General features: G+C 34.0%; 23 protein-coding genes. 20 read left to right on the top strand and 3 right to left on the bottom strand.

Annotation, left to right across the window (positions count from 1 at the left end; all coding sequences use genetic code 11):
* Positions 1–13: 13 nt before the first annotated feature.
* The 6 genes from ACTB0X_RS04800 to ACTB0X_RS04775 all read left to right on the top strand — a co-directional run bounded on the left by ACTB0X_RS04800 (position 14) and on the right by ACTB0X_RS04775 (position 3,967).
* Positions 14–877 carry a lysostaphin resistance A-like protein gene (locus ACTB0X_RS04800; RefSeq protein ID WP_463023857.1) on the top strand — a complete coding sequence of 288 codons (864 nt, stop codon included), beginning with the start codon at positions 14–16 and terminating at the stop codon, positions 875–877.
* A gap of 44 nt (positions 878–921) precedes the next feature.
* Positions 922–1,557 carry a transposase gene (locus ACTB0X_RS04795; protein WP_463023856.1) on the top strand — a complete coding sequence of 212 codons (636 nt, stop codon included), beginning with the start codon at positions 922–924 and terminating at the stop codon, positions 1,555–1,557.
* A complete protein-coding gene (locus ACTB0X_RS04790) occupies positions 1,532–2,449 on the top strand; it encodes a methyltransferase domain-containing protein (RefSeq protein WP_463023855.1) in 918 nt (305 codons plus the stop codon). Before ACTB0X_RS04795 ends, ACTB0X_RS04790 begins: the two co-directional genes overlap by 26 nt.
* Before the next feature lie 65 nt (positions 2,450–2,514).
* A complete protein-coding gene (locus ACTB0X_RS04785; RefSeq protein ID WP_463023854.1) occupies positions 2,515–2,898 on the top strand; it encodes an energy transducer TonB in 384 nt (127 codons plus the stop codon).
* A gap of 54 nt (positions 2,899–2,952) precedes the next feature.
* Positions 2,953–3,402 (top strand): hypothetical protein, encoded by a 450-nt coding sequence (locus ACTB0X_RS04780; protein WP_463023853.1) that lies wholly within the window; start codon positions 2,953–2,955, stop codon positions 3,400–3,402.
* Positions 3,380–3,967 (top strand): alpha-ketoglutarate-dependent dioxygenase AlkB, encoded by a 588-nt coding sequence (locus ACTB0X_RS04775; protein WP_463023852.1) that lies wholly within the window; start codon positions 3,380–3,382, stop codon positions 3,965–3,967. Before ACTB0X_RS04780 ends, ACTB0X_RS04775 begins: the two co-directional genes overlap by 23 nt.
* 42 nt (positions 3,968–4,009) lie before the next feature.
* Here the strand turns inward: ACTB0X_RS04775 and ACTB0X_RS04770 are convergent, their stop codons facing one another.
* On the bottom strand, positions 4,010–6,232 hold the full coding sequence (locus ACTB0X_RS04770) for a SulP family inorganic anion transporter (protein WP_463023851.1): 2,223 nt from the start codon (positions 6,230–6,232) through the stop codon (positions 4,010–4,012).
* Positions 6,229–7,065: a universal stress protein gene (locus ACTB0X_RS04765; RefSeq protein WP_463023868.1), complete on the bottom strand. Its 837-nt coding sequence runs from the start codon at positions 7,063–7,065 to the stop codon at positions 6,229–6,231. The genes ACTB0X_RS04770 and ACTB0X_RS04765 overlap by 4 nt, the downstream gene beginning before the upstream one ends.
* A gap of 162 nt (positions 7,066–7,227) precedes the next feature.
* Here ACTB0X_RS04765 and ACTB0X_RS04760 point away from each other — a divergent pair, with 162 nt between their 5' ends.
* The 13 genes from ACTB0X_RS04760 (at position 7,228) to ACTB0X_RS04700 (ending at position 19,522) form a co-directional block, all read left to right on the top strand.
* Positions 7,228–7,977, top strand: a complete 750-nt coding sequence (locus ACTB0X_RS04760; RefSeq protein WP_463023850.1) for a pseudouridylate synthase — start codon at positions 7,228–7,230, stop codon at positions 7,975–7,977.
* A 305-nt stretch (positions 7,978–8,282) separates the two neighbouring features.
* The gene (locus ACTB0X_RS04755; RefSeq protein ID WP_463023849.1) at positions 8,283–10,214 is read left to right on the top strand and encodes a YfiR/HmsC family protein; all 1,932 of its coding nucleotides are present in this window, start codon (positions 8,283–8,285) and stop codon (positions 10,212–10,214) included.
* Positions 10,215–10,676: 462 nt separating this feature from the next.
* Complete coding sequence (locus ACTB0X_RS04750; RefSeq protein WP_463023848.1) at positions 10,677–11,120, top strand: DoxX family protein; 444 nt, start codon at positions 10,677–10,679, stop codon at positions 11,118–11,120.
* 6 nt (positions 11,121–11,126) lie between these two features.
* A complete protein-coding gene (locus ACTB0X_RS04745) occupies positions 11,127–11,573 on the top strand; it encodes a MarR family winged helix-turn-helix transcriptional regulator (protein ID WP_463023847.1) in 447 nt (148 codons plus the stop codon).
* A 16-nt stretch (positions 11,574–11,589) separates the two neighbouring features.
* Complete coding sequence (locus ACTB0X_RS04740) at positions 11,590–12,222, top strand: nitroreductase family protein (RefSeq protein WP_463023846.1); 633 nt, start codon at positions 11,590–11,592, stop codon at positions 12,220–12,222.
* A 260-nt stretch (positions 12,223–12,482) separates the two neighbouring features.
* A complete protein-coding gene (locus tag ACTB0X_RS04735) occupies positions 12,483–13,886 on the top strand; it encodes an ice-binding family protein (protein WP_463023845.1) in 1,404 nt (467 codons plus the stop codon).
* Between the two features lie 567 nt (positions 13,887–14,453).
* The gene (locus tag ACTB0X_RS04730; protein ID WP_463023844.1) at positions 14,454–14,924 is read left to right on the top strand and encodes an RDD family protein; all 471 of its coding nucleotides are present in this window, start codon (positions 14,454–14,456) and stop codon (positions 14,922–14,924) included.
* 134 nt (positions 14,925–15,058) lie between these two features.
* Entirely contained in the window at positions 15,059–15,940 is an 882-nt protein-coding gene (bla, locus tag ACTB0X_RS04725) for a class A beta-lactamase (RefSeq protein WP_463023843.1), read from the top strand.
* 3 nt (positions 15,941–15,943) lie between these two features.
* Positions 15,944–16,384: a DinB family protein gene (locus ACTB0X_RS04720; protein ID WP_463023842.1), complete on the top strand. Its 441-nt coding sequence runs from the start codon at positions 15,944–15,946 to the stop codon at positions 16,382–16,384.
* A gap of 2 nt (positions 16,385–16,386) precedes the next feature.
* Positions 16,387–16,707 carry an antibiotic biosynthesis monooxygenase family protein gene (locus ACTB0X_RS04715; protein ID WP_463023841.1) on the top strand — a complete coding sequence of 107 codons (321 nt, stop codon included), beginning with the start codon at positions 16,387–16,389 and terminating at the stop codon, positions 16,705–16,707.
* An 81-nt stretch (positions 16,708–16,788) separates the two neighbouring features.
* Positions 16,789–17,325, top strand: coding sequence for a hypothetical protein (locus ACTB0X_RS04710; RefSeq protein ID WP_463023840.1), 537 nt, complete (start codon positions 16,789–16,791; stop codon positions 17,323–17,325).
* A 267-nt stretch (positions 17,326–17,592) separates the two neighbouring features.
* A complete protein-coding gene (locus ACTB0X_RS04705) occupies positions 17,593–18,171 on the top strand; it encodes a cytochrome b/b6 domain-containing protein (protein WP_463023839.1) in 579 nt (192 codons plus the stop codon).
* A 322-nt stretch (positions 18,172–18,493) separates the two neighbouring features.
* Positions 18,494–19,522, top strand: coding sequence for a sulfite exporter TauE/SafE family protein (locus tag ACTB0X_RS04700; protein ID WP_463023838.1), 1,029 nt, complete (start codon positions 18,494–18,496; stop codon positions 19,520–19,522).
* A gap of 148 nt (positions 19,523–19,670) precedes the next feature.
* On the opposite strand, the gene ACTB0X_RS04695 is transcribed toward ACTB0X_RS04700, so the two are convergent.
* Positions 19,671–20,933: a phosphatidylserine decarboxylase gene (locus ACTB0X_RS04695; RefSeq protein ID WP_463023837.1), complete on the bottom strand. Its 1,263-nt coding sequence runs from the start codon at positions 20,931–20,933 to the stop codon at positions 19,671–19,673.
* 540 nt (positions 20,934–21,473) lie between these two features.
* Between ACTB0X_RS04695 and ACTB0X_RS04690 the strand changes: the two genes are divergently transcribed.
* Positions 21,474–22,313: a hypothetical protein gene (locus tag ACTB0X_RS04690; RefSeq protein WP_463023836.1), complete on the top strand. Its 840-nt coding sequence runs from the start codon at positions 21,474–21,476 to the stop codon at positions 22,311–22,313.
* Positions 22,314–22,818 lie beyond the last annotated feature (505 nt).

Here is a 22,818-nt window from a genome sequence, read left to right as displayed (position 1 = left end):
ATACTCTTAACGATTGAAAAAAAACATACTCTTAAGCAAACTTAGCATTGGTTGGGTAAGAATCCTTTTAATTTTGATTCCATATTACATTACCACAAGCATATTCGTTGTTCTTGGGTATGCAATTATAACAGGTGGTGTTAGTTCAATTCATTTAACTCAAACTTTAGAAGACACAATTGTGATGTTTTGTGCTTGTATTGGTTCACTAATTACAATTTGGACTTTTGTCAAGTTTATAGATAAGGAAAGTTTTATTGCAATTGGTTTCCAAATAAAAAATAGAATTCCTGATATTGTTGCAGGAATTGGAATCGGAGCAATAGTAATGACATTGGCTATTACTTTAATGTATCTAACAAATGAAATTAGTATAGTTAGAATCTCCATAAATTACTTAGAAGTAATCACTTCTGTTATTTTATTTTTAATAGTTGCGATTAATGAAGAAGTATTTGTGCGAGGCTACATACTCAAGAATCTTATTACATCAGTTAATAAGTATCTAGCACTTTGCATATCAGCAGTTTTATTTGCTACAATGCACTATTTTAACAATGGATTAAATATCCTTAGTTTTTTTGACTTATTTCTTGGTGGTATACTATTAGGCTCATCTTATATTTACACTCGGAATTTATGGTTTCCAATTTCATTACATTTTAGTTGGAACTTATTTCAATCGCTTTTGGGATTTAATGTAAGCGGACGAGACTCCTATTCTATCGTTGAATTTTCATTTGATGAACCAAACATTTATAATGGTGGAATCTTTGGTTTTGAAGGCTCTATATTCTCAATAATTATTCAATTGATACTAATAATCGGGATATTTTACTATTATCGAAGAAAAGAACACAATTTAAATACTGTTTAGAATTCATGTGATAAATCGCTATCTTTCAGATTAAAGTATTCAGTATGGCCGACAAATACCAAAATAAATATAGAATTGCATCTGCTCGACACCCCAATTGGGATTACCGTTGGAATGCGGCCTACTTCATTACGATTTGCACAAAGAATATGGCACATTACTTTGGTGAAATTAAAGATGAAAAAATGCAACTTTCCGGCGCAGGTGTGATAGCCGATTTACTGTGGCATGAGATAAAAAATCATGCTAAAAATATAGAATTGGGCGAATTTATCGTGATGCCCAATCATATTCATGGGATATTAATTTTGGATGGAAATACCGATAGAAATAATATGGATGAAGAGAATGGCAATCGGGAAAACGATGATATTGGAATGCGCGATGGCGTACAGTCAAGGCATGCCTTGACTCTGCTGCCATCGATGAACATTCCCGAATCCAATAAAACCATCGCTCAAAACCGATTCCAAAATCAGGGAAAAAACTCCATATCTTCTATTATCGGAGGATACAAATCTGCTGTGACCAAACATGCCAATAGAATGGGATTCACCTTTGGGTGGCAATCTCTATTTTACGACATTATTATTCACAACGACAAATCATATCAAAACATTAAGAATTACATTATCAATAATCCTAAGAAATGGGATGCCGATAAATTTTATAAAAAGTAATATTCCTATTTTTACCCGATTGACCGCCACTCCAGAACGAATTAGAATGTTTACAAAAGACGATGTAGCTGAATACTATAACAACACTTTATCTCATTATGAACGATGGTGGAATCTTGAAAAGGGGCTTTCATTGCATTATGGAATTTGGACTAAAAACACCAAGAGTTTTGCAGAAGCATTGATAAATACCAATCGAGTGCTGATGGAGTTGGCTGAAATTTCAGAGACCGACAAAATACTAGATGCAGGCTGTGGCGTTGGTGGAGCAGCAATCTTTCTAAATGAGCAAAAGAATTGTAGGGTAACTGGAATTACTTTAAGTCAAAAACAGATGTTATTTGCTAACCGGATTACCGCTAAGAAAAATATGGGTGATAAAGTTACATTCATGGTGATGGACTACACCAAAACGTCATTTCCAGATGCCTCCTTTGATGTAATATGGGCATGTGAAAGTAGCTCTTCTGCTCCAGACAAATTGTTATTTATTAAGGAAGCTTATCGTTTATTAAAAAAGGGTGGGCGATTAATTTTAAGTGATTTTTTTCTAACTGATGCCAACCAACAAGACTCTAATTCATGGATTAAAAAATGGGGAGAGACGTGGGGAATTTCTCATTTCGTTACCTGTGATTTTTTAACTGAAAATCTGACCCAAGAAGGGTTTATTTATGTAAAAAGTATTGATTACACCACCGAAATACAAAAGAGTGCAAAGCGATTGTATTATTCGGCAATACTTGGAGCAATCCCTTCTGAGCTATATAATTTACTGAATTCAAATGTCACTCGCTTTGCAGGAAATCATTATAAATGCGGTTATTTCCAATACAAAGCGCTAAAGGAACACCTGTGGAAATACAATGTAATTTTAGCTGTGAAAGGATAGTTTAGATTATGAGATTAAAAAACACATTATTAATAATCCAAAGAAATGGGATGCGAATCAATTTTATGGGAAATAGAATAATGAAAAACTATAGTTCAAAAATATTAATGATTCTTGTGATATGTCTAATAATGATTATTTCTAATTGTCATGCACAATCAGTTAGAGTTAATGACACCTTGAAAGGAAGTTTAGAAAACCAAAGCTTATCGGATAGCCTAAATGTAAAGATATTTGTAGCGTTTTTAATTGACACATCAGGCTACCCTAGGCAAGTTGAAATTAAGAAGACTTTTTGCGAAGAATGTGATGAAAATCAAATAAAACATTACGAAGCTGAAGCAATAAGAGTGGTAAAAGAAATGCCTGCATGGGAACCACCGTTTAAAGATGGAAAACCACAGAGAGTAAAATATATACTACCCATTAAGTTTTCATATTCAAAATGAATTACGTTCATTTAATCTAAACATAGATAAATATATTTTTCAGAAATGAATGATTTGAAAACAATAGAGCGTGACTTCCTAAATAAAATTGAATGCAAGTTCCCTTATCATAATAGAAAGGAGTGCTTGAGTTTGATAGATGAATCATTTCGGGTTTCAGCCAATTCTACCTTTGCAATTGTCGAAGAAATTTGTAGGATACCCTCATCAATAAAGAATCAACTTTCAAATAGAATTCAATTTGAGCTTATCAAGTTAGTTGATTCAAAGTTTGAACATCCTCTAAAAGAATTAGTTTTAGAAACAGCAAGGCTAAAGATACAAGGTAAAGAAATGTCTGTCAAACAAGCTACTAGCAATATGCAAATAATCAGTCAATATCATAACCAATATGCTGCACTAAATATTATGTATTTTTCATGTGATGATAGTGAAGAGCAACTAGAGTCTGTTTGGGATGATGTAATTAATAAATGGAAAAATGAAATTAAAACTAAACTGTGAAGTTGACTATTATTCTAATTTTATCGAAACTACCGAAGCAAATGAGCTCTTCAAAGAACTAAATAGTCTTATTGAAAATTCCACTTTTTGCCCACAAACTGAAAGTGGAGATTCAGTACCTGTCAATTTTGGGAAAATAATGTTTGTAGACCAAAACCTATTGGATGAAAATAAATTTCCTGAAGAAAAATGGGGTCCAACAATGCTTTGGACTAAAAAAATGGAGTCTGTTAAAAATCGAATTGAGGCCCTAACCAATCAGCAGTTTCAGGTTTGTGTATTAATTCATTATCCTGACGGGAATTCAGGAGTTGATTTTCATTCTGATTTTGTTGCTTTTGGTGATACCTCTGTTATTCCATCCATCAGTTTGGGCGAAGAGCGAACATTTATTTTTAGAGAAATTGGAAGTGGGATTGAATTGGAGACCACATTAGAAAATGGAAGCCTAGTCATCATGGGCGAGCATTGTCAGCAAAGGTATGAGCATAGCCTACCGACGAATCCAAAATATAAAAATCCTCGCATCAACCTAACTTTTCGAAAGTACGGTTTTAGTGATTAAACTCCAATCTAAAGAAACATGCTTTTTATAATTATGGACTGACTACTCCTCCTTACCACCCAACTTATCTACCAACTCCATTCCATAGCAAGCCAATGCTTTTATCTCGCTCATGGTGGCTATTCGTTGTCCTTTTAGAATCAAGATATTTTCACCGTCTGATTCTAAATGGTAATACGGATGGCTTTCAAAAAAGAAGATCAGCTCACGACTAAAGAATTGGTTGATTCCTTCTGTGTCTTCTCCTTGCAATAAAAATCGTTTGGAGAAGTCTTCATACCCTTCGATGTCGTGGTCTTCGAAGCCTGCCATACCAGCAATTCGATCAAAAATTCGTTCCTTGTCTAATCTAAATTTTGGAATTTTTACCGTTGGAGAAATCAATAAAATTGTCAACTTATGTACCTCTCTAGCAATAAATTCTCCTTCGTAAAACTCGACGTCCATCAGCTTAAAGTCGATTCCTTTATGCACCCCAGTAAACACATTATAGGCGTGATCAATGGTTTTAGTTCTAAAAAATGGAAAAGCTTCTAGCAATGGCACTTTGAACACAGAGTTTGTTTTAAATTTCCATTCTACTTCTTTAGCAAATTCGTTTAGTTTCTTTTGACGAGTGGAAAGAACATCCCCTTTTTTTATGAAGGAAGTCAACTTCAACAATCGTCTTGCGGCAAATGGATGCAATGATGTGGCATCATGAATATCAAGCCCTACCACTTCAAGATTACTGCCTTTTTTGATGAAATCATCCTTGTAATGGTGAATGTGTTCCATCACTGAATTGTCTACAAAATTGGTAAGCGAAAAGTCCAAGATTAAATGCTTTTCTGGAGGAATGGAATCCAACTGATTCTTTAAATTCAAGTAGTTCAAAAAACTAGCATGCCCTTTTACGCTCAAGTGCAGTTTTCCATCTTCTTCTTGATACAATAAAGTATTGGGTCGAAATGGCTTTCTAAGGAACTCCATTCGATCTTCCATCAAGTAAAATTGAATGACAAAGGAAGTCACGATTCCAATCGCAATTCCATTGATTAACCCAAAAAGTAAGGTAGCTAACAACGTGATTAAAAAAATCAGAAATTGATCTTTTCCAAACTGATACATTTGTTTAAACTTGTCTGGAGAAGCTAATTTATAGCCCGTGAATACTAATATTCCTGCCAAGGCAGAAAGTGGTATTCGATTGAGTAATCCACTAAACAGCAGCACAAACAAGCAGACAAATGCTGCGTGAAAAAAGTTGGAGAGTCGTGAAGTAGCACCTTGATTGACATTCACAGAACTTCGAGCAATTACAGCAACAACAGGCAACCCTCCAATCATTCCGGACACAATTGTCGACAATCCCAATGCTTTCAAATCTCTGTTGACATTGGACCGACGTTTATAGATATCCAATTTGTCAACTGCCTTTATACTCAACAAAGATTCGATGGTGGCGATTAAAGTAATGGACAATACTGCAATAAAAAATGCTTTACTGTTCCAACTTCCAAAATCTGGCAGCATAAAGCTTTGAGTAATGTCGTTGGGAATTTGAATCAACAAATCAGTAGTAATTGGAAACTCGTAGGCCGAGATTAAGTCAAAATAGTAATAGAAACCAACAGCAATCAATACAATCCACATGGGGGCAGGAACAGCTTGAAAGTAACGATTCGTAATTTTGGAATAAAATGCCATTATTCCCAAACTCACAATCCCCATAATTCCCGACCAAGGGATACTTTCAGATTGCGCCATATTGATGATGGAATTGGGCACTTCAGTCAGCAACATTAAGTTGTTTGCCGCTTCCACTCCACTTTCACCAAACATCACATGGATTTGCTTTGCGATGATAATTAAGCCGATTGCCGAAAGCATTCCTTGAATGGTAGCAGAAGGAAAAAAATCGGAAAGGCTCCCCAATCTTAAAAATCCTAAAATGAGAATGATAATTCCTGAAACAACAATGGCGGCTAATGTATAGGCATAACCAGCTAATAAATTTTCACCACCCAGACTGATTACAGAAGTAAGGATGACCACCACCAAACCATTTCCAGGACCTGAAATGGTGACGTTACTTCCTCCAAAAATGGAAACCAAAATTCCACCGATAACTGTAGCTATGATTCCAGCCATTGGAGGAACACCTGAAGCCAATGCCAAACCCAAAGCTAACGGCAATGCAATTAAAGAAACCACAAACCCAGAGAGCACATTCTTGACTCCAAACTTCTTTAATCCTTCTATACCTGTGGGAATTTCGCTCATGATTTAACAGGTTGGTGTACAATCATTAAATCACAAGGTAAATCTGATAATACATATTCTAAGTCGTGGGGAAAAAATCGATCAAAAATTCCCAACTTTTTATCTGGGCTATTCATTACCAATAAATCTGCTTTTTTAACTTCTGCAAAATGACCTATTGAATATCCTTCTTTGCCAAAAACGCATTTCTGGGATATTGCTGCATCTACCTTATCTCTAATCGGTTCTAATATTAGTTGTATCCGTTGATTTTCAATTTGCTGTAAAGCCTCTTTTTCAGAGAATGCAATCTCTAAGGTTTTGTCATCATTTATTCGTGTACTCACTTTTGAAGGCTTTACCTCTTCAACAATTGAAATGTCTTTGACTTTAAACTGTTTGGAAAATTCCAATGCAGTATAAATCGTATTTGATGTTTTAGGATGATTTATTCCACTGACTACTATGCTGTTTAATCGACTCGATTTCTTACTAGGATTGGTAACTAACAGTAAATTACAAGGTGGATTTCTAGAAATTTTACGAGCAACCGACCCCATGTAATACCTTAAAAAAGCTTCATTACGAATGGCACCAAGCACCAATAAATCTATATTTTCTTGCCGGCAAATTTCACTTAAGACCTCGACTGGCTTACCTTCTTCCCAAATTATTTTTGTGTCGGCTTCTGATAAACCGACTCGTTCTAGTAGATCCTTCATTTTAGAAACAGCCTGATCATTTTTTTCACCTGCATGTATCAATACTAGTTGGGCATCAAATCGATTTGCAATACGTTTAGCTTCATGCAGAAGGGCTTCTGCAGTGGGCGAAAATGCTAAGGCTGTGGCTATTTTTGTAAAAGGTCTAATCTTGGAAATTTCTTGAAATGTAATGATTATTCTTGGAAATGAATTTAAGGGTGAATATTCAAAATTAATGATTTAAATAGTTAATTTTGCACCCATTTAAATAGCTACTTATTCGTTAGTTGTTTCACTTTAAAGACCTAGCTAATGAGTACAAGATATCTCTTCCACTTCGATTCAGATCACTCAAAGATCAAAATTCCTGAAAAACTCAATAATCCTTTTGAAGCTGAAGTGCCAGAAATCGCTCAAATTGCTACTGAAGAGTTTCAAGTTTTCTTAGTAAAAGAATCGCAAAAATGGCAACCTGAGTTACTTTCCAAAAAAGGGAAAATGTTTGGGGTAATGGTTGTTCAAAAAGAAGACCTTAACTATGCTTTCATAGGAACCGTTTCAGGTAAATTGCCAGGAAACTCTGAATGCGAAAAATTCGTTCCTTCCGTTTTTGATGACTCTACCGACGACTATTTTATAAATAAAGGAATGGTAGAATTAACTGAACTCAGTAATCAGATTAAAGCTGCCACTACCCTTCTTGAATTAAATTTATTAAAAGAGAAAAGAAAGCTAAAGTCGTTCGCATTGCAGCAGCAACTCTTTGAGAATTATCGTTTCTCTAATACTTCAGGTGAAACTCAAAATGTATTGCAAATATTTGAAAAATCAACTCATGGAAATCCTCCGTCAGCAGCCGGAGAATGTGCTGCACCTAAATTGTTGCAATATGCATTTCAACACCAATTAAAACCCATCGCTATTGCGGAATTTTGGTGGGGAGGAGCTATGGCCAACAATGAAAGAAAACACCTCGAATTTTACCCAGCTTGTAAAAATAAATGTCGTCCTATTTTGGAGTTTATGTTGGAAGATCCTAGCTTATTTAGCAAAATAAATTAAATAATTAAAATACAATTAATTAAAACAAAAAACAATTGAGTTCTCACACATCGAAACTTCAATATTAGTATTCCATTAATAGTTTACAGACTTATTAGATTTTATTACAAAAAAAGAAACGCGACATCAGATGACCAAACAGAAAATATAATTTTTATGTAGTTTACTTATTAAGTTTATCTCAAAAAATTGCATTCTAACTACATTTTCATGTCATTCGCAACAATTATTGCTCTATACCTCGTATTTTATTTTATACTTATCAAGAATCGCGTATATTTCCATCATATTTTATATTAAAATAAATGATTTTTTCCTTGAAACGTCCCATTAGAAACCTTCTCTTATTAATCTCAATTCTAGTCTCTTACTTTTTTACTTTTGCCCAATCCAGTAGGTACAATGAGATAAATGAAGGTCAGAGTGTTAAACTTAAATCGATCTATCTATATCAATTTATTGATAACGTGACATGGCCAAATATGAATTCTTCAAAAAAGTTCAGGATTGCTATTATGAATAATCCACAACTCGCCGAAGAATTTGCAAGTTATGCTGATTCAAAAGGTGTCAATGGAGGGAACTTTGAAATTATTCAAGTTTCTGATTTAGATAAAATTACATCATACCACATCGTTTATGTTAACAATCAATTATTATATCCGCTTGAACGAATATATCGCAAGTTAGGCAGCTCCCCAGTTTTAGTAGTAACGAGTGAATATCGAGAGGATGAATGCATGCTAAATTTTGTCTCCAAAGGAAATAAAATCAAATTCACATTAAATGAAGAAGAAATTGAAAAGCAAAATTTAAAAGTAACTAAAGACCTTAAAAAGATTTCTATAACTACGTACAGCAAATTGACCTATCCAAGAGATCCATATTCAGTATTTAACAGAAATACAGAAGAAGAGGATGAAAAAGCAAAGCAGGCAGCTGCGAATAAAAAGAATGATAAAGAATTTGACAAAGTGGTTTCTGAACTAAAGACAGAACTTGATAGTGAAATCCAAAAATTAACCAAAAAAGAAACTGAAATTAGTTCTCTAAAATCTAATATTAACAATTTAGAAAGTTCAGTTGAACAGAAACAGTCAAACATAGAATTAGTTGAAAATCAAATTATAAATCAGTCAATAGAGTTAAATCGATTATCGGACTCCATTATAAAAACGGAGGCAGAATACCGAAAAAACATTTTAAAGGTAGAAGAATCTGAGAAAAACCTTATTCAAGCTTCTGAAAATTTAGAAGATACTCGACTGAAATTAAATACATCAGTTGAAACCTTGAACCAACAGAAAACTATTATCTATTTAATTATAGCGATACTTATCATTATTGGAGTTTTAGGTGTGATTGGTTATAAAAACTATCGCAAACAAAAGGCTCAAGCGGCAGAAATTTCTAAGCAAAAAAATCTTGCTGAAAAGCATAGAGATGAAGTACTTCATCAACATTCTCAATTGGAGGAAAAAACAAAAGAGATAACAGATTCTATCAATTACGCTAAAAGAATTCAAAATGCCATTTTGCCTCCGTTGAATCTGGTCAGTGAAAAACTCAAAGATTGTTTCATTGTATATGAACCAAAGGATATCGTTGCTGGTGATTTTTACTGGATGGAAGCAAAAGAGGATTTAGTATTGTTTGCAGCAGCAGACTGCACCGGACATGGTGTTCCGGGAGCAATGGTGAGTGTAATGTGCAGCAATGCCCTTAATCGAGCAGTAAAAGAATACGGACTAGTGCAACCTGCATCTATTTTAGACAAAACCCTAGAAATAATATTGGATCAATTTGAAAACTCAGTTGAGGACGTAAAAGACGGAATGGACATTGCAATTTGCGCTTTTCAGCCTTCTACAAAACGATTAGAATATTCTGGAGCTCAAAATCCATTGTGGATCATCCGAAATAATGGTAACGAACTAGAAGAAATAAAAGGAGATAAACAGCCAATTGGTAAATATTCCACAAGAAAAAAGTTCACTAACCATACAGTAGATCTAGATAGCGGTGATTTAATTTATTTATCAAGTGATGGATATGCCGACCAATTTGGTGGTGAAAGGGGGAAAAAGTTTAAATCGATTAATTTCAAGAAGTTGCTTTTTGAAATCAGAACAAAAACTATGAAAGAACAGCAGAAGTTGCTACAAGAAAATTTTCAAAAGTGGAAAGGAGATTTAGAGCAATTAGATGATGTTTGTGTGCTTGGTTTTAAAGCGTAAAACTCCTTTTACAATAAAGTAGTGTAATTTAAATGGACTTAATTCATTTCTGTTAAAAGACTCCTCTTGACTAATTTCAATTCGTAGATGGCTCAGGTCCTACTTTAAGTGCAATTGTTAAATTTCAGACCTTTATTCAATCAAAGTTAACAAGCAAAATTTTTACTCAAGCACATATTTCTGTCAAGGAATCACTTGAATGAAAATTCGATTTTATTAAATTATAATCCATTTTAAAATCAGTGTAATCTATTGGATGAAGCTGACCAAATTATAGTTGCTAAAAAACTCAATCACACAAAAAGTTATTCAGATAGCAATGTCTACCCTATTTTATTAATCTCAATCTTAGCTCCCTAAAGTTTAAAATCTAAAAAAACTTAAAAAGAATATCAATTCAGAAACAGTGTGTACATTTGTATCTCACACGATATAATCGACAACGATATAAAATAATAGACAATGACTGTTAAAACATCAACCATTCAAAACATTTTCAGAATTCTACTCGCCCTATTCATGGTCTATGCTGGAGTTAATCACCTAACTTTTAACCGAATTGACTTTCAGGCGCAAGTACCAGACTGGGTTCCGATGAGTAAAGATCTGGTAGTCATTCTTTCAGGAATTGTAGAGATTACCTTGGGACTTGGATTAGCTCTTTGGAAGAACAAACGGGTAGAATTTGGCTGGGCATTGGCCATTTTCTTCGTTCTCATCTTTCCCGGAAATATTTCTCAATACCTAGAAGGTCGAGATGCATTTGGAGCATTAGATTCTGATCGAGCTCGACTAATCCGTTTGTTCTTTCAACCGGTTTTAATTGCTTGGGCACTATGGTCAACTGGTGGTTGGAAAGCTTGGAGGCAAAAAAAGAACGCTTCAGAAACCCACAATAAAAACTAAGCAAACATGGCTACAGAACAATTAAAATTGAACAATCAAATATGTTTTCCGTTGTATTCTGCATCGCGTCTCATCACTCAAGCTTACCAACCGTATTTGGATGAATTGGAAATTACTTATCCTCAATATTTAGTGCTGTTGGTTCTTTGGGAAAATGATGAAGTATCGGTTAATGATATTGCAAAAAAACTCATCTTAAAAACGAACACCCTATCTCCCTTGCTTCAGCGTATGGCCAAGCTAGAGTTGATTGATCGAAACAGATCCATAAATGATGAACGATGTGTGGTCATTAATCTGACCAAAAAAGGAAAAGAATTGGAGAGAAAGGCAGCTCTTATTCCAGATAAAATGTTGGAAAACCTGTTGTCTGAATCAGTGGAGCTTGAGGATGTAATACTGATGAAACATCAATTAAATCAGTGGATTGAAATACTAAATAAGAAAAGATAACAAATAAAATAGAGTAATGGAATTAATAGACAAGTTAAATTGGAGATACGCAGCGAAAGCCATGAATGGCAAAAAAGTGCCTCAAGAAAAGATAGACAACATTTTAGAAGCAGCTTCTTTGGCTCCGACTTCAAGCGGATTGCAGCCTTTTGAAATTATTGTGATTACCAATCAAGAAATGAAAGAAAAAATCAAACCTGTAGCATGGAATCAATCTGTGATTACCGATTGTTCCCATTTATTGGTTTTTGCAGCTTGGGATACCTACACCGCAGATCGTATCAATTATATGTTTGATTTGACAAATGAAATACGTGGATTCAAAAATGAAGGTTGGGAAAATTACCGACAGATGTTATTGAGCAGCTACCCTCAAAAAGAGGCAGAAGTCAACTTTAATCATGCTGCAAAACAAGCCTACATTGCTTTTTCTCAAGCCATAGCCGCTGCAGCATTCGAAGGTGTAGATGCCACTCCTTTGGAAGGTTTTGACCCTGAAGCAGTAGATGAAATATTGGGACTAAGAGAAAGGGGGTTGAGAAGCTGTGTAATGCTTCCGATTGGTTATAGAGAAGCAGACAAAGACTGGTTGGTTAAACTAGAAAAAGTAAGAAAACCAAAAGATAAGTTAATCACGGTAATAGATTAATAAAATAGACAACCAATTATTTTAATAAAACGACTTGAGGGAAATTTCAAGTCGTTTTTGTGTTTTATTAAAAAAGGAAGTACTTGAATTTGAGATAATTATTTAACAATTATAGCCAATAAAATGAGCTAAAAGCGAAAGGGTGTGTTTTGTTAATTTCTGTTTCAATCCATAAATGCTCCTCCCAAATGTGGGATTTATGCAACACTTCCCAATCATTGTGTAACAGTATAAAGATTCAACCTTATTAGGTTTACCTCATGGGATATTTTACAAAAAATATTGATCAAGAGATAAAATACAGCGTAAAAAATTCTTTCTTAGAAAAGATAGCTAAGAATAATCGATTTCCAGACAATGGAAAAATGCGTGTGACTTTATTTTTTAGTGAATTGTGGCAAATAAAAAACAAAGTTAAATCACTAAAAAATTGCATTACTGCTTTATCGGTTTTATTTTTTCCCATTCTCAGTTTTGCTCAAACTCCAAATTTAGGGGCTACTTATGACTTTGTCATTTATACTCCAACAGGGGCTTTGGGAAATACAGGAATCTCTCATGTATACGGAAATATCGGAACAAATAATGGCGCAATAACTGGATTTGGCGCTCCAAGTTTTGTCCATGGTAAAATTGATTCTATTAATGCTATCACTGCGCAATGCGCCATTGATGTAATCGCTGCCTACAATGAAATATTTAGTATACCAGCAACTGTAGTGGGACATGCTGCCGCTTTTGGAGCAGGGGAAACACTTGCTGAAGGTGTCTATAGCATTGGAGGGGCAGGATCGGTAGGTGGAAGTCTAACATTAGACGCAGAAGGAAATGCTGATGCCATTTTCATTTTTAAGTTTGGAGGGGCATTTACAACAGGAGCCTCTACTACCATAACTTTGATCAATGGAGCATTATCGAGCAATGTATTTTGGATAGCGGAAGGAGCAATTGCTTTGGCTGCTTCCACCGATATGAAAGGAACACTTATCGCAAGTAATGGAGCTATTTCGATGGGTGCAGGCGGACTGCTAGAAGGTAGATTGCTTTCTACTGCAGGAGCAGCATCTATCTATGCGGTGACAGCAAACACACCACATACTGTAACACCACTTCCTATTGAATTATTATCTTTTACAGGTCTTTGTGAAAAACAAAATACTATTTTACAGTGGGAAACAGCTTCGGAGATCAATAACAATCATTTTACCGTTGAACATAGCACTGAAGGAATTCAATGGAGTAAAGTTGGAACGGTTAAAGGAGCCGGAAATTCAAACAAACAGCTTAATTATTCATTAAAAGACATCACTCTAAGAAAAAAAAGCTCTTACTATCGGTTAAAGCAATCGGATCACAATGGAGACTATGAATACGTGGCTATGATTTTCTCAAACAAATGCAAAAAAAATGAAACGGTTCTTTTAAAAGTTTATCCTAACCCTACTTCTGGAAAATTCATAATGCAATCTAATAGTGACTCCAATGAGATCAATTCGATTGAAATACATAACTCTCAAGGACAAAAAGTTTACAGCTCCGATGGCAATCAAACATCGTTTGATTTATCCAACAATATATCAGGTTGTTATTTTATAAGCGTTCTGCAAAAATCAGAGTTGACCCATTTGAAACTCATTTTGGACAATGCGTCAAATAACAGGTAGTGAAATGACCTAACAAATAAAAGCCATTGTTTGCTGAACCTTATAGACATTCGCATATACTTTCTAAAATAAGGACGACATCCCCTATTTCTGCCCTCCGAAAAAATAAGCTAAAATCAATCTAAAAATCAAGGATTAATTCTATTTCTCTCAGTAATTGGTGGATATAAATGAGCAGTGTCGAAACGAGTTAATGAAATTGGATTTCAATTTGATTGGCTAATTAGCTTTTATAAGAAACAGCAATGATTACCCAACTTTAGAATTTTTATTGGAATAAAATTGATACCAACCGTGATAAGGTAAAAATAAATTCAACACTTTATTTTTCAAACTACTATGGAATGATTTAAAATAAACCATTATCTTGGTGGAATAAAAAATATTAGTCGACTATTAAGCGCTTAATAGTCGACTAATAAGTGACTATTAGACGGATAAAGTTATACTAACCACTTAATATCAAACTACTAAAGTAGAAAAGCAAACTATTAATTTAAACAAGTAAATAACTGCGTTAGTGTGTTTTATTCGCTTGTTGTGTGTAAGCTGAAAAACGAAAACTGAATGACAGAAATTACTATTGAAAAACAAATTAAAACGCAAAATAGCGGATTTGAAATCGCAAAAAAAAGATATCGAATCGGAGCGTTTTTAATTGATTTTTTTATCTATTGGCTTATTGGAATGATAATCGGATTATTTTTTGGAACGCCTAACGATGAAGGCGGATATAGTTTTAATGGACTTCCAGCTTTCGGAATGTTTCTAATCGGATTTTTTCTTTGGCCAATTAGCGAAGGAATTTGGGGACAAACAGTCGGAAAAAGATTTTTGGACTTAAAAGTAGTAACGAATGAATTTAAACCAATTGGAATCGGACAAGCGTTCGGTCGATTTTTTATCGGAATTGTCGATTACATCTTTTTGATTGGACTAATAGTAGCAGCGAATAATAACCAAAATAAACGCATCGGAGATTTAGCAGCGAATACAATAGTTGTTCGGACAAAAAAGCCTACACACAACAAAGTATAAAATTAATGGCTAGTTCTCGCTTACTTACGAAAATCCTCGCGGATTTTCTATTTAGTGTTTATTTGCTAAATTAAGTGCTTAAATACGCCACTAATCTTATACATAAACGTTGTGCTTTATTAAAAATAAAAGAAGTGAAAATTCAGAAAATAATTGGCTTATTAATCACAACTCTACTCATAATTTCTTGTAGTAAAAACCAATCTGATAGTGCTTTGAAAAGCAGTTTAGAAAAACTAATATCTAATGCTAAAACTGATATTGGTTTATCGATTATTGATTCGAGGTCAAATAGAATACTGTCAATAAATGGAGATAATCTCTATCCCATGATGAGCACGGTAAAAATTCCTATTGCATTGGCAGTTTTGAATAAGGTGGAGAAGCATGAACTCGCAAAAGAGCAAGAACTTTTGATTACGACTGAAGAATTATTAGAAAACACTTGGAGTCCCTTTAGAGACAATTTTCCAAATGGTAAAGTTATTTCTTTAGAAGAAGCATTAACTTGGATGGTTGTAGAGAGTGATAACAATATAACGGATGTATTGATTAGATTGGTGAATGGAGAAGAATACATCGAAGAATTCATTGCTAACAAAAGCATCATTATTAGAAATAATGAAGAGGCAATGCATCAAGATTGGGAATCTCAGTTTATGAATAAAGCCAGCCCAAATGCTTATTCAAATCTTTTGAAAGCCTTTTCGGAAGGACGAATTCTAAACAAAGAAAACACAGAATGGCTGTATCAAGCCATGGTGAAAAGTAAAACGGGAATTAACCGACTTAAAGGTAAATTGCCTAATGTAGAAATAGCGCAACGAGCAGGAACTTCCTTTACAAGTGAAGAAGGAATTACTGGATCAATCAATAACGTTGGAATTATCAAATTACCTGACAATCGAAAAATCTATATATCCGTTTTTATTCAAAATATTGAAGGATTTGAAAAAGGTGAAGAATTGATAGCAGATATTGCTAAAATTGTTTTTGACAAATACTCTAATGACTAGAACATGATTAAAGAATCGATAAATCGATTGAACTACATTTTAGAAATAGCTCCTAAACTTTTGATGGAAATTGATGAAGTAAGTTTATCGTCAAAAAATCGACCAGACAAATGGAGCAAAAAAGAAATACTGGGTCACCTAATAGACAGTGCTACAATTAACCATCATAGAATCATTAGAGCCCAATTTGAATCAAACCCGGAGATTTCCTATAACCAGAACGAATGGAATAAATTCAATTTATATCAAGACATAGAGAGTATTCAAATAATTAAATTCTGGACAATTTATAATAAACAGCTAATTGAAATTATTAGACGAATACCTAAAGAGAATTTGATGAAGCAGGTTAGTGTTGGTGGAAACCTATTGACTTTGGAATATATCATAGGAGATTACGTTGTGCATTTAGAACACCATTTAAAACAAATTATAGCTTATTAGAAATGATAGCAAAGACGCCAAAAACACCCTATTATGCGGTTATTTTTTCATCAATGAGAACCGAGGTAGATGATAACTATGCTGATGTAGCCGATAAGATGGTAGAATTGGCAAAAGTTCAAGATGGTTTCTTAGGAATTGAATTCGCAAGAAATGAACTTGGAATTACTGTTTCTTATTGGAGAGATTTAGAGTCCATCAAAAAATGGAAACAGAATACAGACCATTCGTTTGCAAGAGAAAAAGGGAGAAAAGAATGGTACAGTGCATTTAAAACAAGAATTGCATTTGTAGAGAGTGACTATGGATTTGAAAAAGAATAACGAAAGCTCAACAATGTATATGAAATCATAGCACCCTTTGGGTTGTTACGCTTCATATAATAAACGCTGTGCAGCATTTAAATGAAACGACTAATTCACAAATCGACAATATTAATTCTTACAATAGGACTAATTTCCCGTGACCGCATTAAAAATAAGTCTGAACATGTAGCTAAGAAAGTTAAAGAAAAAACGAAAATTGAACTTAGAGAGCGAACTCAGAAGGTGATTGACAAAGTTTACCCCCCTTTTGACCACGATAAACCCGACACAGAGAACAATAAAAAAAGATTCAAAGACTTTTTAAAAGTTGAAATTTCGGAAGACGTCAAAAATATCTACTGTTTCGATGACGCTATTGGAATTGACGCAGATTATATGTTTGCCTTTAATTGCAGCCCAAAAACTTCCAATAAAATTATCGAAGTGAATGAATTGACAATTGATTCTATTTATTCAGATAATGGATTTGGATTGCAACACGAATTTGAATGGTGGGATAAGAAGAAAATTGAAAGTTTAAGGAAATTCAGTTGGACAGACGGAAATCAATACTTCAAGTATTATTGGTATGACAAAGAGAATGAAAAGGCTTATTTCTTCGACTTTGATAAGTGAAAAAATAAAAAAAACCTCATAACAACACCTATTTACAATGCCCTTCTGGATACTGCGCATAGTCAAACCGTTGGCAACAAGCTAAAGCCATCCGCCGAAACAGCACATTTATTTTTTTCAGCGTAAAAATCCAACGGTAAAAATAAAAGAGCTTTCTATTCCCTCCTCTAAAAAATGAACAAAGGTGATAAAAGTCATATTTTAAATCTAGGTCCTGTAGTAAATTTACCATAAGCGAATTAGAAATCGATTCTAAAAATGAGCCTTATGGAAAATTTAAAGTATTCTAAAATATATCGAATCATTCATTGGGCAATAGCTGTCTCATTTCTGCTTTTGTTAATTACTATTTTTTTGCGCTTAACGTGGATGAATAAAAACAATGTTGCAGTCATTATACAAGATTATTTGAGTGGTACTGATCAGGTTTTATCTCAAGACCAACTTATTGTTTTAGCAAAAAAGATAAGACAACCTATGTGGACTTGGCACATTTACATTGGCTATGTCTTAACTGGACTATTTAGTTTACGTTTTATACTTCCACTTTTTGGACATGTAAAGTTTCAAAATCCTTTTGGTAAAAATTTATCCATAAAACAGAAATTTCAAAAATGGACATACCTCATTTTTTATATCTGTGTTGTTATTTCTTTGGTTACTGGACTAATAATAGAGTTTGGACCGAAAGAATTCAAAAAACCAATGGAAGAAATCCACCTACTTGGAATTTATTACTTGGTTGGATTTATTGTAATCCATATAGCTGGTGTATTGGTCGCAGAACTTACAAATCAAAAAGGAATAATTTCAAGAATTGTGAGTGGCTCAAAAAAGGAAAATTAAAAAGCACGAAAACACAAAAATGAACTGAATTGTATTGTATTTTCATTTTTACGTGAATATAATAACACTGAGGGCTAGCAAGTTTACGAAAAGAGAAGCCAGTGGGTAACACCATGTAAAATTAATTAAATCCTATCTGCTACATAATGGTGTCCAGGCAAGGATCGGGATTGTTCAGCCAATTCGCTTCGCTCGTGTCCTGCGGGGGGTGGATCTTTTAATGGTTAGTAGCGAGACACTCAGAGGCTCATGCACAAGAAACGTTACAGGAATTTGAAGCAACAACCAGATTGTCATAATAGGTTTAAAAAATAAATTAAAAATGATTTTAAAAATTGTACTATTACTATTTGCGACAATTTTAGCATTTTGGATTAGTGCAATATGTGGTGGTGGTGCAAGTCTCATTTTAATACCACTACTTAACCTAACACTGCCGGCTTCAGTGGTTCCGTTTTCTTTAACAATAGGCACATTTACTAGTTCTGTTTCAAGAATTGCAGTATTTAAAAAATCAATAAATTGGAAAATATTCTTTTGGTTTGTGCCATTTTCAATACCGGCAGTAATAATCGGTGCTTGGTTGATGAAGTATATCAATCCTATGTATTTACAATTTTTCGTGGCACTTTTTCTAGTTACCAATGTAACAGAACTATTCAGGAGTAAATTAAAAATCGAAAATGAAAGTAAACCACACCCCAAATATGTGTTAGCATTAGTCGGTTTTTTTGCAGGATTTGTCAGCGGTGTTACAGGCGCCATCGGCCTTTTATTTAATCGTTTCTATCTAAGTTATGGTCTTACCAAAGAAGAAATAGTAGCCACCAGAGCAGCAAACGAATTTTTTCTACATTCAATTAAACTAATTATCTATATCTTATTGGGGTTGTACTCAAAAGCCGCATTTGGGCTAGGCATAGTAATAGCTATTGGTGCAGTCATTTCGTCTGTAACGGTAAAATATATTTTACCCTATTTAAGTGAATTTGTGTTTCGTAAAATAGGATATTCAGCAATGGTTATTTCAGGAATTGCATTACTCATTGGCACCTCCCTACAAATATTCAAGCACAACAAATTAACTGTAAAATCAGGTATAGAAGAGGCCACAATAAAGTGGCGACAGAGTAGCTTGGATTTAGAATACTCTTTTGATGGTGGTTTAGAAATAGAAAGACCTATCCAAGAAAATGAACTTCCTGATAACTTAAAATTAAAATATATAGCTCTTACTGAAGAATTTGATCATATTTTCTTGGAAAAGATTTTCAAATTGGGCGGGAAACATAGCTATGAATTTTATTGCTACAAGGATAATCAATTAACTAAATTTGACTTTGATCAATAAAATAACATATTGCAGTACTTTTTGAGCACTAATTTATTGGTTGTATACTACTTAATAAAATAATCGTGAATATTCAATAGAAAAGCGGTGAGTGTTTCAAAAATACTCACCGCTTTTTCTGTTACGTTATTAATATATAATCAATCCATTAAATGGCTAATATTGCCGCTTGACCGTATTGGAAATGGATCGCATTGTGCCCTGGGTCTTTCTTATACAGGTACAACTCTTCAGGGCTTTTCTCGAACAACATAATGATGTCGGATCCACCAAACTGGAATTGACCGAATTCCTGACCTTTTACAACGTCCTTGCCTTGCAAACCAGGAGTCATCATTACACCCGACACTTGGCACATTCCAATTGGCAGAATAGCCACTTTACCTAATTCAACAGTATCCATGATTACCAAACCTCTCGATTGCTTAAACTCATAGCCGTTTTTTCCGCCATCTGGCGCATCAAATTGATCTCCTTTAATGTTCACATTTAAGTATACATTTCCGGATAGCGCTCGGCTTTCTAACACAAATCCTGAAACAGGCGTATGGAAACGGTGGTAATCAAATGGTCCTAAAAAGTAGTGTACAAAAGTTCCACCTTTAAATGCATCGGCATATTGGCTGCCGTCTAACAATTCATTGACCGTTCCAATAGTATGGGTGTGTTTTAAAGTGACTGTGGTCTTTTCACCTATTTCATTGGTTACATTCCCATTTTTATCAATTGGATAATTCGCTTTAAACGTGCAATCTGCAGGAGCTACTATTATTTTGTTATTCGTAGGATCGGTAATTGGACGCAAAGGAGTGATTCCAGTACCTGCTGCTGCGCCATTAAACTGACGATAGAATAACTCGTTGAAGGTCTTCCAGCTGGCTTCATTGTCAGTATACAAATCCCAATTGTACATTGCATTGGCCTTAAACGATGCTTTTGACGCTGCAGTTAACGATGCAGGAGTGCTGCAAAATGCTCCCCAACTGTCTGAAAACTCAACCAACCATGCTGCAAATTCAGGGAAGCCTTGCATCGAAATTGTTGCTCCCGGCTCCTTTTGATCGACCAACCAAAAGAACTGACACAATAAATCGTACACCTTTTGATTGACTCCGTTTACCGAAGGACTACTTTTCCAAGCGTCAGGGTATTGAGCAGAATGTTCTTCATTAGGAACCAATTTTAAATAGAGCTCCAAATAATTGTAATACTGTTCAAGCGTAGTTGGCCATGCATTGCCTTCAAACACTTCATTCAACCCATTGTAAAGTTGAGTGTTTAGTTTTTTAGCCGCACCTGCTGCTATGTTTAAAGAGGCCAAAAGTCCTCCCTTCAATTCTAAATTATTGTCGAGAAGTGTCTGTAGTTTAATCACAACTGGACTATGTGTAGTGGTCGTTGAATTTGCCATCTTAATTGGGTTGAATTGTTTCCTACTCTATTTATAAAAGGCTTTTCAGATTTCGCCCATGCAATCAGCTCAAAAAACTTCACCTAGTAAATTGATTTTCATTGATTGCCTTACAAATATCTACTGAAACACTTGGCTTTGAAAGAGTAAAAATACCTGAATGCCACTATGGGTAGAACTACCTTGTTGGATTCTGCCACTTTAGTTGCTAATGAAAATTGGAGAAAAGTTGTACAACCATACACAGCTTTCTAATAAAGGTGCAGGTGAATTCCGCTTATACTTTTCAACACTTTATTTTTCAATGGACTAGTTAATTATTTGACTTTTTAACTTATCTTCGGGTTTGGAAAAATTTATTCTTCATTTTATGAAAAGATGAATTATCCATTTTTAAATGACAACAAACGACTAATAAACGTTTTTATGGTTGATTTTAAGACAAATAAAATTAAAATAATAAAAAATTATACATCCTGACAAAAGGTGAATAAACGTACCTTTCGGTTTATTCGGATGTTATGGGCAATTGCTGACATTATGAAACTAATTAAAACTATTATTCTTTTTGGGCTCTCACTTCAAGTAGTATCGCAAGTTGTTAATGACCCTATTAAAATCATAAAAGAAAAGGCAATACCTATTGTGAACTTAATGGAATTAAGTTCACCAATTTATGATGTTATTAGTGAATATGATATTATTATGATGGGAGAAATGCATGGAACCAACGAACCTGCAGAATTTGTATTTGGACTATGTGAATTGATTACAAAGAATGAAAATAATGTTGTATTAGCATTAGAAATCCCTTCTAAATTAATGGGTCATATTACTCCAAATATGTCGAAAGAGCAGTTAAAAAAATTAGAGTTTTTTAAGAATGAGAATATAGATGGCAGAAATGGAGAAGCGTGGTTAGAGTTAATAAGAAAATGCAGTCAAAACACTAATATCATTTTAAAATTTATCGATAATAACAATGTAACACCAAGAGATTCATCAATGTACTTAGACCTCGTAAAAATTAGGCAGCTTTATCCAAAAACAAAAATAATTACTTTGACAGGTAATATTCATAATTGGCTTAAGCCATTCAAAGAACAGCTTAAAGTTGGTGGATATATCATAAAAGATTCCATTAACTTCCATGATAACCGAGTGATGTCTATAACTCATATGTATAATGAGGGTACAATGATGAATAATACAGGAAATGGTCTTGAACTTAAAGAAATTAAGGGAAAAGACAATTTCCTAAACAATACAATTGAAGCAAATATGTACTTATCACCAAGGTTATTTGAAAACCAAAATCAGTACACTCACATCCTTTACACAAAACAAGTGACACATTCTGACAAACTAAAATTTCATTGAATACGCTGAATAGAACTTGTAACCCAAACGGATATTGCCAACTGTGGCAAGGTAGATTTTGAACAAACAAAATCAGCCAATTTCAGCTTTACAGTTTAGCAGCTTATTTGGCTCAACTTATTTATCGCAAAAACTGATTACCAAACTTGAGGTTGATAGATTGAGAACAAGACTGAAAGAAAAATAAAGCCCATAACAGGGTATAAAATTAATTAGGCATCAGTAAGTTACGATACTTTAGCTTTCTTTTGAAAGTCCACAAAATCTGTTCGCAGATTTCGTAATGATTGATAAATTACAAAACTGCAAAGCAGTTTTTGCTAATTAGTAAATTGCAAACATTATCTTTACCTATCGCCTAACTAATCTTATACGGGCGTTGTAAAGAATTCTGATAACCAACAAATTTGATAAAAAATATAATAATTTCTGCTGCTCTACTCTTGGCATTTAATTTATTTGCCCAAAAGTCAAATAGAGAACCTTTAACCTTTGATTTATATGA

It is taken from the genome of Acidiluteibacter sp., assembly GCF_055129545.1.
This window is presented reverse-complemented; position numbering and strand designations above follow the sequence as displayed.

Coding starts and splice junctions, on each gene's coding strand:
- ACTB0X_RS04740 (WP_463023846.1), top strand. CDS start 11,590: ATGGAATTAATAGACAAGTTAAATTGGAGATACGCAGCGAAAGCCATG.
- ACTB0X_RS04735 (WP_463023845.1), top strand. CDS start 12,483: ATGGGATATTTTACAAAAAATATTGATCAAGAGATAAAATACAGCGTA.
- ACTB0X_RS04775 (WP_463023852.1), top strand. CDS start 3,380: ATGAAATTAAAACTAAACTGTGAAGTTGACTATTATTCTAATTTTATC.
- ACTB0X_RS04715 (WP_463023841.1), top strand. CDS start 16,387: ATGATAGCAAAGACGCCAAAAACACCCTATTATGCGGTTATTTTTTCA.
- ACTB0X_RS04750 (WP_463023848.1), top strand. CDS start 10,677: ATGACTGTTAAAACATCAACCATTCAAAACATTTTCAGAATTCTACTC.
- ACTB0X_RS04785 (WP_463023854.1), top strand. CDS start 2,515: ATGGGAAATAGAATAATGAAAAACTATAGTTCAAAAATATTAATGATT.
- ACTB0X_RS04755 (WP_463023849.1), top strand. CDS start 8,283: ATGATTTTTTCCTTGAAACGTCCCATTAGAAACCTTCTCTTATTAATC.
- ACTB0X_RS04690 (WP_463023836.1), top strand. CDS start 21,474: ATGAAACTAATTAAAACTATTATTCTTTTTGGGCTCTCACTTCAAGTA.
- ACTB0X_RS04720 (WP_463023842.1), top strand. CDS start 15,944: ATGATTAAAGAATCGATAAATCGATTGAACTACATTTTAGAAATAGCT.
- ACTB0X_RS04700 (WP_463023838.1), top strand. CDS start 18,494: ATGATTTTAAAAATTGTACTATTACTATTTGCGACAATTTTAGCATTT.
- ACTB0X_RS04795 (WP_463023856.1), top strand. CDS start 922: ATGGCCGACAAATACCAAAATAAATATAGAATTGCATCTGCTCGACAC.
- ACTB0X_RS04710 (WP_463023840.1), top strand. CDS start 16,789: ATGAAACGACTAATTCACAAATCGACAATATTAATTCTTACAATAGGA.
- ACTB0X_RS04695 (WP_463023837.1), bottom strand. CDS start 20,933: ATGGCAAATTCAACGACCACTACACATAGTCCAGTTGTGATTAAACTA.
- ACTB0X_RS04730 (WP_463023844.1), top strand. CDS start 14,454: ATGACAGAAATTACTATTGAAAAACAAATTAAAACGCAAAATAGCGGA.
- ACTB0X_RS04760 (WP_463023850.1), top strand. CDS start 7,228: ATGAGTACAAGATATCTCTTCCACTTCGATTCAGATCACTCAAAGATC.
- ACTB0X_RS04770 (WP_463023851.1), bottom strand. CDS start 6,232: ATGAGCGAAATTCCCACAGGTATAGAAGGATTAAAGAAGTTTGGAGTC.
- ACTB0X_RS04705 (WP_463023839.1), top strand. CDS start 17,593: ATGGAAAATTTAAAGTATTCTAAAATATATCGAATCATTCATTGGGCA.
- ACTB0X_RS04790 (WP_463023855.1), top strand. CDS start 1,532: ATGCCGATAAATTTTATAAAAAGTAATATTCCTATTTTTACCCGATTG.
- ACTB0X_RS04745 (WP_463023847.1), top strand. CDS start 11,127: ATGGCTACAGAACAATTAAAATTGAACAATCAAATATGTTTTCCGTTG.